The 10,203-nt window shown below is 73.6% G+C and carries 6 protein-coding genes; 1 reads left to right on the top strand and 5 read right to left on the bottom strand.

The annotated features are described in order from the left end of the window. A partial coding sequence (locus tag ACIQ6R_RS31135) for a maltotransferase domain-containing protein (RefSeq protein WP_404224919.1) occupies positions 1–658 on the bottom strand: 658 nt, incomplete at its 3' end. Between the two features lie 310 nt (positions 659–968). Between ACIQ6R_RS31135 and ACIQ6R_RS31130 the strand changes: the two genes are divergently transcribed. Further along, complete coding sequence (locus ACIQ6R_RS31130) at positions 969–3,587, top strand: glycosyltransferase family 1 protein (protein WP_404224917.1); 2,619 nt, start codon at positions 969–971, stop codon at positions 3,585–3,587. Positions 3,588–3,610: 23 nt separating this feature from the next. Here the strand turns inward: ACIQ6R_RS31130 and ACIQ6R_RS31125 are convergent, their stop codons facing one another. The 4 genes from ACIQ6R_RS31125 to ACIQ6R_RS31110 form a co-directional block, all read right to left on the bottom strand. Continuing rightward, positions 3,611–4,120 (bottom strand): DUF1990 family protein, encoded by a 510-nt coding sequence (locus tag ACIQ6R_RS31125; RefSeq protein WP_404183463.1) that lies wholly within the window; start codon positions 4,118–4,120, stop codon positions 3,611–3,613. Between the two features lie 145 nt (positions 4,121–4,265). Further along, positions 4,266–6,305: a M4 family metallopeptidase gene (locus ACIQ6R_RS31120; protein WP_404224915.1), complete on the bottom strand. Its 2,040-nt coding sequence runs from the start codon at positions 6,303–6,305 to the stop codon at positions 4,266–4,268. 293 nt (positions 6,306–6,598) lie between these two features. Further along, entirely contained in the window at positions 6,599–8,380 is a 1,782-nt protein-coding gene (locus ACIQ6R_RS31115; protein WP_404183458.1) for an ABC transporter ATP-binding protein, read from the bottom strand. Continuing rightward, the gene (locus ACIQ6R_RS31110) at positions 8,377–10,182 is read right to left on the bottom strand and encodes an ABC transporter transmembrane domain-containing protein (protein WP_404224913.1); all 1,806 of its coding nucleotides are present in this window, start codon (positions 10,180–10,182) and stop codon (positions 8,377–8,379) included. The genes ACIQ6R_RS31115 and ACIQ6R_RS31110 overlap by 4 nt, the downstream gene beginning before the upstream one ends. Positions 10,183–10,203: the final 21 nt, after the last annotated feature.

The following is a 10,203-nucleotide window of genomic DNA, read 5'->3' as shown; positions in this document are numbered from 1 at the left end:
CGTACAGGGCGCGTTCACGCTCCACGAGCAGGGGCAGCGGGTCGGAGGTGGTGACCAGTTCCCGCAGCGGGTGCCGGGCCAGCACCGCGTCCACCTGAGGCGTCAGCGCCGCCGCCAGCCGCGACGCGGCCGGGCGGGTCTCGTCCCGCAGCGCGTCCACGGCGGCGAGCAGTTCCCGTCGGTCCTCGCTCCGGGGCACGTCCGCGGCGGCGCGCTCGTACAGCCGGGCGCCCTCCTCCAGGACCAGGTCGGTGTCCATCCCCGCCGGGATCTTGATCCGCGCGTGGTGGCGCCAGGTGGTGACCGGATCGCCCCACGCCTCCACGGTGTACGACCAGAGTCCGGGCTCACCGGCGGTGACGGTGGCCCCCCAGCGGTCGGTGCCCGGGGCCAGCTCCCGCATCGGGGTCCACGGGCCCGGCCTGCCGCGCGGATCTCTGAGGACGACGTTGGCGGCGACCGCGTCGTGCCCCTCGCGGAACACGGTGGCCGATATCTCGAAGGACTCGCCGGTGACGGCCTTGGCGGGCCTGCGCCCCTGCCGGACCATCGGGCGGACGTCCAGGACGGGGATGCGTCCGACGACGGTGGTGCCGTCCGCGGGGGGCGCCTCCGCTGGCGCCGCGGGGGGTGCTGACGAGTGGTGCGTGGCGGGCATGACCGCTCCTGTCCGCGTCAACGAGGGTGGGCGGATGACTCTGGGGAGGTGGGTCCTGCGGTGGTGCGTGTGGGGTGTACCGCAGGAGCCTTCCCACACTCTTCGGGTGGGCAATCCGGCACTTTGTTACTTACTCACGCGTATGTCGACACACACGGCGACCTGACTCGACACCTTCCCCGCCGGGAGATCGTCACGCCGGTGGGTATTAGCCCGTCCGGCGATCGAGGAGGGCGCCGTTCAGGCCGAATCGGAGGTCTGAGGGCGAAGGCCCCAGCAAGGGACACATCGCGCCGGTAACGTCGTGAGGGTGAAGGCGATCCGTCGACTGACAGTCCGTCCCGTTCTCCCCGACCCCCTCCGGCCGCTCAGTGATCTGGCCCGGAATCTGCGCTGGTCCTGGCATCCGGAGACCCGCGACCTCTTCCAGTCCGTCGACCCCGGGTGCTGGGCCGCCTCCGGCCGCGACCCGGTGCGGCTGCTCGGCACCGTCCCGTCCGCGCGCCTCGCGGAGCTGGCTCAGGACCGGCGCTTCCTGCGCCGGCTGACCGCGGTGGCCGACGACCTCGACCACTACATGACCGGCGACCGCTGGTACCAGGCCCAGTCCGGCCGACTCCCCGCCGCCGTCGCCTACTTCTCGCCCGAGTTCGGCATCACCGCCGCCCTGCCCCAGTACTCCGGCGGCCTCGGCATCCTGGCCGGCGACCACCTGAAGGCGGCCAGCGACCTGGGCGTGCCGCTCGTCGGCGTCGGCCTGCTCTACCGCCACGGCTACTTCCGGCAGTCCCTCTCCCGGGACGGCTGGCAGCAGGAGCACTACCCCGTCCTCGACCCCCACGAGCTGCCCCTCGCCCTCCTCAAGGAGACCGACGGCACGCCCGCCCACGTCGCCCTGGCCCTGCCCGGCGGCCGGGAACTGCGCGCCCGTATCTGGCTGGCCCAGGTCGGCCGGGTACCGCTGCTGCTGCTCGACTCGGACGTCGAGGAGAACGACCTCGGCGAACGCGGCGTCACCGACCGGCTCTACGGCGGCGGCAGCGAACACCGGCTCCTCCAGGAGATGCTGCTGGGCATAGGAGGTGTCCGGGCGGTGCGGACGTACTGCCGGCTCACCGGCCACGCCGCGCCGGAGGTGTTCCACACCAACGAGGGCCACGCGGGCTTCCTCGGCCTGGAGCGCATCTCCGAACTCTGCGAGAAGGGGCTGGAGTTCGGCTCCGCGCTGGAGGCGGTCCGGGCCGGCACCGTCTTCACCACCCACACCCCCGTCCCGGCCGGCATCGACCGCTTCGACCGCGAACTGGTCGCCCGCCACTTCGGCCCCGACTCGGAACTGCCGCGCATCGACGTCGAGCGCGTCCTGCGGCTCGGCATGGAGACCTATCCCGGCGGCGAGCCCAACCTCTTCAACATGGCCGTGATGGGCCTGCGCCTGGCCCAGCGCGCCAACGGCGTCTCCCTGCTGCACGGCGGGGTCAGCCGGGGGATGTTCTCCGGACTCTGGCCCGGCTTCGACGCCGACGAGGTGCCGATCACCTCCGTCACCAACGGCGTGCACGCACCGACCTGGGTCGCCCCGGAGGTGTTCCGGCTCGGGGCCCGGCAGATCGGCGTGCAACGGGCCGAGGACGCGCTGACCGTCGGCGGCTCGGACCGCTGGGACTCGGTGGCCGACATCCCCGACCAGGACATCTGGGAGCTGCGCCGCACCCTGCGCGAGCAGCTTGTCGAGGAGGTGCGGGAGCGGCTGCGCGCCTCCTGGCGGCAGCGCGGCGCGGGGACGGCCGAGCTGGGCTGGATCGACGACGTCCTCGACCCGGACGTGCTCACCATCGGGTTCGCGCGGCGTGTCCCGTCGTACAAGCGGCTGACACTGATGCTGCGCGACCGCGACCGCCTGATGGACCTCCTGCTGCACGCCGAGCGGCCGATCCAGATCGTCGTCGCGGGCAAGGCGCACCCGGCGGACGAGGGCGGCAAGCGGCTGGTGCAGGAGCTGGTGCGGTTCGCGGACGACCCGCGGGTGCGGCACCGCATCGTGTTCCTGCCCGACTACGGCATGGCGATGGCGCAGAAGCTCTACCCGGGCTGCGACATCTGGCTGAACAACCCCCTGCGCCCCCTGGAGGCGTGCGGCACGTCCGGCATGAAGGCGGCGCTCAACGGCTGCCTCAACCTGTCCGTGCTGGACGGCTGGTGGGACGAGTGGTACCAGCCCGACTTCGGCTGGGCGATCCCCACCGCCGACGGTGCGGGCACCGACCCCGACCGGCGCGACGCCATAGAGGCCGCCGCCCTCTACGACCTGCTGGAGCAGCGGATCACCCCCCGCTTCTACGAGCGCGGTGCGAGCGGGCTGCCCGACCGGTGGATCGAGATGGTCCGCAAGACCCTGAGCCTGCTCGGGCCCAAGGTGCTGGCCGGTCGCATGGTCCGCGAGTACGTCGAGCGGCTCTACGCCCCGGCGGCCGAGGCGCACCGCGCGATGGACCCGGACTCCGCCCGCGCGCTCGCCGAGTGGAAGGCCCGGGTGCGGGCGGCCTGGCCCGGGGTGAGCGTCGACCACGTGGAGACGTCCGCCACGAGCGCGACGGCCGAGCTGGGCTCGACGCTCGGGCTGCGGGTGCGGGTCGACCTCGGCGACCTCGCGCCGGACGACGTCGAGGTGCAGGCGGTCTCCGGCCGGGTGGACTCCGAGGACCGGATCACCGACGCGGCGACCGTGCCGCTGAAACCGGTGGGCGGACCCGACCTGGAGGGCCGCTGGCTGTACGAGGGCCCGCTCGCCCTGGACCGCACCGGTCCCTTCGGCTACACGGTCCGCATCCTGCCCGCGCACCGGCTGCTGGCGTCCGGCGCGGAGGCGGGACTGGTCGCGGTGCCGTCGGACGAGCTGGCGGAGGCGGCGGGGCTGCTGATGAGGTGACCGCGCGTGAGCGACCGGCGCCGTCAGCCCTCCTCGTCACCGCCGCTCAGCCGTCGCAGGACGGTGCCGCAGCGGCGGGCGTAGGCGTGCTGGAAGGCGCGGGCGGCCGGTCCGCCGGCCTTGGCGTACCACTTGGCGGGGCGGCTGAAGGCGGTCACGGTCAGCCAGACCGTGCCGTCGCCCGTCCGGTCCACCACGAAGGCCTCCTCGCCGGACTCGGGGTGGCCGGGCAGGGTGCCGTAGGCCCAGCCGGCCCGCCGGGGCTCGTCCAGGGTCCAGACCACCCGGCAGGGTGCCTTGATCATCCCGGCGAGGGTGACGGTGACGTCGACGCCGGGCGCGGCACGCTCCGCGCTCGCGTCGATGCCGACGCCCATCTCCCGGTGCATCTCCCAGGTGAGCACGGCCTCGACCGCGCGCTGGAACACCGGCTCGCCCTCCCCGAGGCGTGTGCGTACGTGCATGGGGCGGAAGCCGGGCGGGCAGTGGCCCTGCTCGCGGGTGGCGCCGACGTCGTCGTACGTGAAGGACATGGGCACCAAGAGTAGGGCGACACCCTGGAACCCGGCGTTCCGGGTGCCGCCCTCGGCCATGACCGGAGCGGCCGAGAGGAGGGCGCCGACCCGGGGGATTCGAACCACCGGGACGGCGCCCTGACCGTGGGGTCCCGCGCGGGACCTACGGGAAGGTGAGCTTGAACGAGTTGATGTACCCGGTGTCCCGGGACGCCACGTCCTGGACGCGCAGTTTCCAGGTGCCGTTGGCGGTCTCCGAGGAGGCGTTCACCGTGTACGTCTGCTTCACGTCGTTCGCCGAGTCGGAGGAGCTGGAGTTCTTCAGGCGGTACGCGGTCCCGTCCGGGGCCAGCAGGTCGACCACCAGGTCACCGCGCCAGGTGTGCACGATGTCGACCGCGACCTGGAGGTTCGCGGGCGCGTTGCCCGCCCGCCCCGTCACGGCGACCGACGAGGTGACCGCCGCGCCGTTGTCCGGGATCGCCACGTCGGCGGCGTTCTCGAAGGAGGTGCCGCCGCCACCGCCGCCGCCCGACCGCGCGCCGACGTTGATGCCGGCCCAGGCGTCCTGCACCGCCTTGTACTCGGTGCTGTCGGTGCCGTACAGCTCACCGGTCGCCGCGAGGGTGCCGGTGCGCGCCGCCGCGTAGTTGGTGGTCGACGTGAACTTCGTGGTCAGCGCGCGGAACCAGATCTTCGCCGCCTTCTCGCGGCCGATGCCGGCGACCGGGAGGCCGTCCGAGGTGGGCGAGTCGTAGGTGACACCGTTGATGGTCTTGGTGCCGCTGCCCTCGCTCAGCAGGTAGAAGAAGTGGTTGGCCGGGCCCGACGAGTAGTGGACGTCGATGCTGCCGATCCCCGAGTACCACGAGTCCTTGGACGCGCCGTCCTTGCTGGGCTTGTCCATGTAGCGCAGCGGGGTGCCGTCGCCGTTGATGTCGATCTCCTCGCCGATGAGGTAGTCACCGACGTCGGAGGAGTTGTTCGCGTAGAACTCGACGGACGCGCCGAAGATGTCGGAGGTGGCCTCGTTCAGCCCGCCGGACTCGCCGCTGTAGTTGAGCCCCGCGGTGTTGGAGGTGAGGCCGTGCGTCATCTCGTGCGCGGCCACGTCGATGGACGTCAGCGGGTTGGCGTTGCCCGAGCCGTCGCCGTACGTCATGCAGAAGCAGCCGTCCGACCAGAAGGCGTTGACGTAGTTGTTGCCGTAGTGGACCCGGGAGTACGCGCCCACGCCGTCACCGCGGATACCGGAGCGGCCCTGGACGTTCTTGTAGTAGTCCCAGGTCAGCGCGGCCCCGTAGTGGGCGTCGGCGCCGGCGGTCTCCGCGTTCGACGGGCTGCCGTTGCCCCACACGTCGTCGGGGCCGGAGAACAGGGTGCCGGTGCCGGAGGTGCTGCGGTTGAGGTTGTACGTCTTGTGGTTGCCGCGCGCGGTGTCGGTCAGCGTGTACGACGAGCCGGACTGCGCGGTGCCCAGCGTCACCGTGCCGCTGTACGTGGTGTTGCCGGTGCCGTTGTGGATCGCCTGGTACTCGTAGAGCTTGGCGCCGGTGGCGGCGTCGGTGACCACGTGCAGCTCGTTCGGGGTGCCGTCCTCCTGGAGGCCGCCCACGACCGTCTCGTACGCCAGGACCGGGGCGCCGCTCGCCGCCCAGATCACCTTGCGCGGGGCGCGGTCGGCCTCGGCCTGCTCGGCGCCGGCGGCCTTCGCGGCGGAGACGGCCTGCTGCTCGGCCTTGCCGGCGGCTATCTTCGGCGTCACGGTGGCCGGCTCGATCGCCTTCGGCGTGGCCTTCACGACCCGCTCGGTCTTCCCGGCGTCGGTGGTGACGACCAGGTCGCCGCCGAGGACGGGCAGCCCGTCGTAGGTGCGCTCGTAGCGCGTGTGCTCGGTGCCGTCGCGGTCCTTGACCACGTCGCGGACGACCAGCTTCTCCTTGGCACCCAGGCCGAGTTCGTCGGCCGTGCGCGCCTTGGCGGCGTCGGCGTCACGGATCAGTTCGGCGCGCTGGGCCGGAGTGAGCTTGACGGACTCGGCGCCCGGAACGGGGGCCTGCCGGGGAGCCGCGGTGGCGGCGCCGGACTGGACCGCCGTGGCGATCAGCGCGGCGACACCGGCCAGGGCGACGGCGGCGACGCGGCGGTGGGTGGTGCGGGACGCGGTGTGGGAGGTGCGTCTGTGGGGAGTGCTGCTGCTCAACACTGACTCCTTCTGCGTGGCCGCGGGTCGCGCGGCCAGGGGAGACCGGCCGGCGGGTGGGCCGGCCGGGCGGTACTGGTTCGGTACGCAGAAACCACGTGCTAGGAGCTGACCGCCGCGCAGCGCTGAGGGGGAAGCTGTGGGGGCGCTGTGGAGACGGCCGTGGGAAGAGTGGCAGGAGAACGCGCATTCTGTCAGGAGCGCGTCAGGAAGTTGGCCGGAAATGGTTCGTTGTCCGGGCGTTCACGTCCGATATACGGAAGAGACGCTTCGGGGTGGTACTGACTGCCCGCTCAGTCAGTAGTCGGTCCGGCCGGCGGCTCGGGCGACGGCTCCCCGTGCCAGGACCCCCACAGCGCCGCGTACGCCCCGCCGGCCGCCACCAGTTCGTCGTGCGGGCCCAGTTCGGTCAGCCGGCCGTCCTCCATCACGGCCACCCGGTCGGCGTCGTGCGCGGTGTGCAGGCGGTGCGCGATGGCGATGACCGTACGGCCCTCCAGTACGGCGGCCAGGGCGCGCTCGGTGTGCCGGGCCGTCGCCGGGTCCAGCAGGGCGGTGGCCTCGTCCAGGATCAGGGTGTGCGGGTCGGCCAGTACCACCCGGGCCAGGGCGAGCTGCTGGGCCTGCGATCCGTCTGCTCGGTGACCGCCCGTGCCCAACTCGGTGCCGAGACCGTCGGGCAGCGCCCGCACCCACTCCTCGGCGCCCACGGCGGCGAGCGCGGACCACAACTTCTCGTCCGAGGCGTCCGGTTCGGCGATGAGGAGATTGTCGCGGACGGTGCCGAGGAAGACGTGATGCTCCTGCGTGACCAGCACGACCTGGCGGCGCAGCCGCTCCGGCCCGAGGCCGACCACGGGCACCCCGCCCACCGTCACCGAGCCCTCGGTCGGCGCGTCGACGCCCGCCAGCAGCCGGCTGAGCGTGGTCTTGCCGGCCCCGGACGGCCCGACGACCGCCAGCCGTTCACCCGGCCGCACGGTCAGGTCCACCCCGCGCAGCACCTCGCCGCCCCGGTCGTAGGCGTACCGCGCCCCGGACACCTCGATACGGTCGTCCGCCGGGGCCGGCGAGTCGTCCGCCGTCACCTGCGGAGCGCGCGCCAGCCCCTCCACCCGGGAGAACGAGGCGCCGCCCGCCTGGAGCTGCTCGATCCGCATCAGCACCTCGTCGAGCGGCCCGGCCAGCTGCTGGAGGTACACGGCGCAGGCCACCACCGCCCCGAGGCTCACCGACCCGCGCGCGTGCAGGACACCGCCGAGCAGCAGCACGCCCGCCACGGGGACGACGTACGAGATCTCCACCGCCGGGAAGAACACGCTGCGCAGGCGCAGCGTGTGGAAACGGGTGCGCCGCGAGACCTCCAGCGCCTCCCGGTTCGTCGCGACGCGCCTGCCGGTCAGCCGGAACGCCTCGACCGTGCGGGCCCCGGCCACCGTGGCGGTGAGGCTCTCGGCGACGTCCGAGGTGGCCGCGCCCTCGGCGAGATAACCGGTCCGCGCCCGGCGCAGGTACCAGCGCAGCGCGAACCAGACCGGCGTCAGCCCCAGCACCCCGACCGCGCCGAGCAGCGGATCGAGCACGAACACCGCACCGGTGAGGAACAGCGCCTGCACGGAGTTGATCAGCAGCTCGGGTCCGGCGTCGCGCAGAGTCGTGCCGACCGTGGTCACGTCCGCGGTGCCGCGCGTCGTCAGGTCCCCGGTGCCCGCCCGCTCGACCACGGACGCCGGCAGGGCCAGCGCCCGGTCCACGAAGCGCTCCCGCACCCGGGCGAGCGTCCGTTCCCCGAAGCGGTGCCCCGCGTAGCGCGCCCAGCGGGCCAGCAGCAGCTGCGCCAGCGAGCACAGCAGGATGGCGAGCGCCATCCGGTCCACGGCGCCGACGCCGCTCCCGGCTCGCACCTCGTCCACGATCCGGCCCAGCAGCCACGGGCCCGCGAGCCCGGCCAGGGCGGCCAGCGCGTTCAGGCCGAGGACGAGGGCGAAGGCCCGTCGGTCGGCGCGGACCAGTCGGGCCACCGACCGCCGTACGTCGGCGCGCTCGGCGACGGGGAGCGGCCCGGGTGTCGTCATCGGACCGTCTCCTCTTCTTCGGCGTCCCGCGCGACCAGGGCCCGGTATCCCGGCTCGGTGGCCAGGAGTTCGCGGTGGCCGCCGGTGGCCATGACCTTGCCGTCGACCAGGTAGTGCACGACGTCGGCCCGGTCCAGCACCAGCGGGGAGGTGCCGGTCACCACGGTCGTACGGCCCTTGCGGGCGTCCCGCAGCCGGTCCGCCACCGTGGCCTCGGTGTGGGCGTCGAGCGCGGAGGTCGGCTCGACGGCGAGCAGGATCTCGGGATCGGCCAGCAGCGCCCGGGCCAGCCGGATCCGCTGGCGCTGGCCGCCGGAGAGCGTGCGGCCCTGGGCGGCGACGGGGGTGTCCAGGCCGTCGGGAAGGCCCCGCACGATGTCGTCGGCGGCGGCCGCGTGGATGGCGTTCAGGTGCGCCTGAGAGGGTGCCTCGGCAGGTCGTCGCGCGTCCGCGGGTTCGTCGTGGCCGGTCGCGCCCACGTGGCGGAGCCGCACCTCGACACCGCCCGCGCCCCCCGGGTGCGTTTCGGCGGCGCCGATCACATCGCGCAGGGTGCCGGCGAAGAGGTCGGCCTCCGCCTCCGCGACCAGGATGCGGTCCCGTACCTGCGTGAGCGGGACCTCGGCCAGGGGAACCCCGCCCCACGTCGCGTCCGACGGGGCGTACCGGCCGAGGCGGTCGACCACGGCGGCGGCGTCGGCCGGCCGGGACGCGGCCAGCGCGGTCAGACGGCCCGGCGGCACCCGGACCCCGGAGGCCGGGTCGTACAGGACCGAGGGCTCCGCCGGGGCGGCGCGGGTGCCGTCGTCCGCCTTGGGCTCCAGCCGCAGGAAGCCGACGACGCGGCGGGCGGCCACCACGCCCCGGCTGAGCTGGTGGGCCATCTCGATGAGGAACGCCACCGGCCAGCCCAGCGCCACCACGTAGCCGTACACCGAGACCAGTTCGCCCACGCTGATCTGCCCCTGCGCGGCCAGCCGGGCACCCAGCCAGGTGACCAGCGCCAGGAACAGCATCGGCAGGCCCACCCCGAGGGCCTGGATCCAGCTGGTCACCGCCCCGACCCGGTAGCCCTGCTCGCGCAGCCGCCCCGAGTCCCGGCGGAACGCGTCCGAGACCAGACCCTTGCCGCCCAGCCCGTTCAGCACCCGCAGCCCGCCCGCGAGGTCGCCGATCCGCGCGGTCAGCACGGACTGCCGCTCCCGGTACTCGGTCTCCCGGCCCTGCAACCGCCCCATGAGCGGCCCCAGCAGCACGCCGAGCACCGGGACCCCGAGCAGCACCACCAGGGCGAGCCCGGTCGACACCGACAGCAGCAGCCCGCCGACGGCCGCGTAGGCGGCGACCGCGCCGACGCCCGGTCCCACGGCCGTCAGGGAGGTGCTGATGGTCTGCACGTCGCCGACCCCGATGGTGACGACCTCCCCGGCCCCGACCTGCCGGCGCAGCGCCGCACCGAGCCGCGTGGCATGCCCGACGACCACCTTGACCGTGCGGAAGTTGGCGTCCATCCGCACCCGCGTCATCGTGCGGTGCCGCATGACACCCAGCCAGGCGTTGAACGCGCCGACGGCGACCAGCGCACCCGTCCAGGCCGCCAGCGCCCCCAGGTCCCCCCGCTCCAGGCCGTGGTCGATCGCCCGGGCCATCAGATACGGCGTCGCCGCCAGCAGCACCATCCAGACACTGGCGAACGCGGCACCCGCCAGACACCGCGGCCACTGCCGCAGGACCAGCCACCACAGATAGCGCCAGCCGCCCCGGTGGTCGGGTGTGCCGGGTTCCTCGTACGCGTCGATCACCGATGGCTCCCCCGCCAGTCC

The sequence above is a fragment of the Streptomyces sp. NPDC096048 genome, from assembly GCF_044763415.1.
In the GTDB taxonomy this organism is placed as follows: Bacteria; Actinomycetota; Actinomycetes; order Streptomycetales; family Streptomycetaceae; genus Streptomyces.
The sequence above is the reverse complement of the archived record's forward strand: the minus strand, read 5'-3'. Positions and strand labels throughout refer to the sequence as shown.

Excerpts from the sequence above, each read along its gene's own strand:
- ACIQ6R_RS31125 (WP_404183463.1), bottom strand. The coding sequence starts at position 4,120 with ATGTCCTTCACGTACGACGACGTCGGCGCCACCCGCGAGCAGGGCCAC.
- ACIQ6R_RS31115 (WP_404183458.1), bottom strand. The coding sequence starts at position 8,380 with ATGACGACACCCGGGCCGCTCCCCGTCGCCGAGCGCGCCGACGTACGG.